The sequence below is a fragment of the Mycolicibacter kumamotonensis genome (genome assembly GCF_002086285.1).
Lineage (GTDB): Bacteria > Actinomycetota > Actinomycetes > Mycobacteriales > Mycobacteriaceae > Mycobacterium > Mycobacterium kumamotonense.
In genome coordinates, this window is record NZ_MVHU01000098.1 from 1 (window position 1) to 1,335 (window position 1,335).

A 1,335-nucleotide genomic window follows, 5' to 3' on the forward strand; every position below is an offset into this window, starting at 1 on the left:
CAGCACCGACCGAGGCCCAACCCGCCGGAACGGAGGTCGCCTGAAACTCACCGATCCACAGGATTTGACAATTCCTCCGCACTATGTGCGCTTCGACAATGGACCGGAATTCGTGGCCCACGCTGTGGCTGATTGGTGTCGATTCAACAGTGCCGGTTCGCTTTTCATCGATCCCGGCTCACCGTGGCAGAACGCCTTCATTGAGTCGTTCAACGGCAGGCTCCGTGACGAACTGCTCAACTCATGGCGCTTCGACTCCCTGCTGGAGGCTCAAGTGATCATCGAGGACTGGCGCCGCGACTACAACGCCAACCGGCCCCATACCGCACACGGCGAACTCACCCCAGCCGAGTTTGCCCTACAGTGGGCCACGACCCACCAACCGAAAGTCGCATAGCGACTGGACCACCAAACGGGTCCCCCTCAGCCGCAACATCCGAGGACTCATCCGCTTCTGATGCAGCAGCCGAAACCGGAGGGAGGCGACGCTACAGAAAGACGCTGCCAAGCTCGGGAAGCTCAGGACTCGCTGGGACAGCTCAATGTGGTGAGAGCCGGAACTCGCGCGGAGCGCGGCCGGTCCATCGCTTGAAGGCGTGTGAGAAGTTGGCGAGGTTGCTATATCCGAGATCCGTGGCGATCTCACTCACCGACATTGAGCGGTCGAGTAGCTGCATCATCGCGCGCTCGCGCAGGAATGACTGGCGCAACTCGCGAAAGGTGGTCCCCTCCTCGGAGAGGCGCCGTTTGAGTGTGCTGGTGGATACCGAGAGTTCGTCTGCGACCCGCTGGCAACTTCGCTGTCCGGGATCCTCGTCCAACAACCGTCTCACCTTCTTGGAGAAGGACGTGGCTCCGCTCTGCTCGTCGAGGGTCCGCCTCAGCTCGGCGACGGCGAGTCGATACGCAAGGGGATCGGAGAACCGGCACACTTCATTGAGCGCGTTGACGGGAACATGAAGGTAGGACATCGGTGCGTCAAAGAACAGGCGCCCGGCTAGTACCATCTCTGCCGCGAGTTTGTTCAGGGAGACCGGCGCTGACCAACTCAAGTGGAGCGTGACGGTCAGCGCGTCACTGACGAGCATGTCCAGCAGTCGTAACAACGCCGAGCCGGTATATGTGACTGCTAAGCAGTCCAAGGCCCGATCGCCTGTGTGCCCCCAGAGCCCGACGGTGAGACCTTGGTCGTTTGGACGGAATTGTGCATTGATCGCCGTGGTGATCAACGGTAGATAGGTGAGCAGCTCGACGATCTGAGCAATGATCAGAACCTGTGGATGAGCCTCGGTGAGGTGGCGTAGGAAAGGGCGCACCTTCCCGAGGATGATCTTC

2 protein-coding genes are annotated in these 1,335 nt (G+C 60.5%); one reads left to right on the forward strand and one right to left on the reverse strand.

All coding sequences use genetic code 11. The features are described 5' to 3' along the window. A partial coding sequence (locus tag BST28_RS22900; protein WP_234808397.1) for an integrase core domain-containing protein occupies positions 1 to 397 on the forward strand: 397 nt, incomplete at its 5' end. A gap of 142 nt (positions 398 to 539) precedes the next feature. On the opposite strand, the gene BST28_RS22905 is transcribed toward BST28_RS22900, so the two are convergent. Continuing rightward, on the reverse strand, positions 540 to 1,335 hold a 796-nt coding region (locus BST28_RS22905), incomplete at its 5' end, for a helix-turn-helix domain-containing protein (protein WP_234808398.1).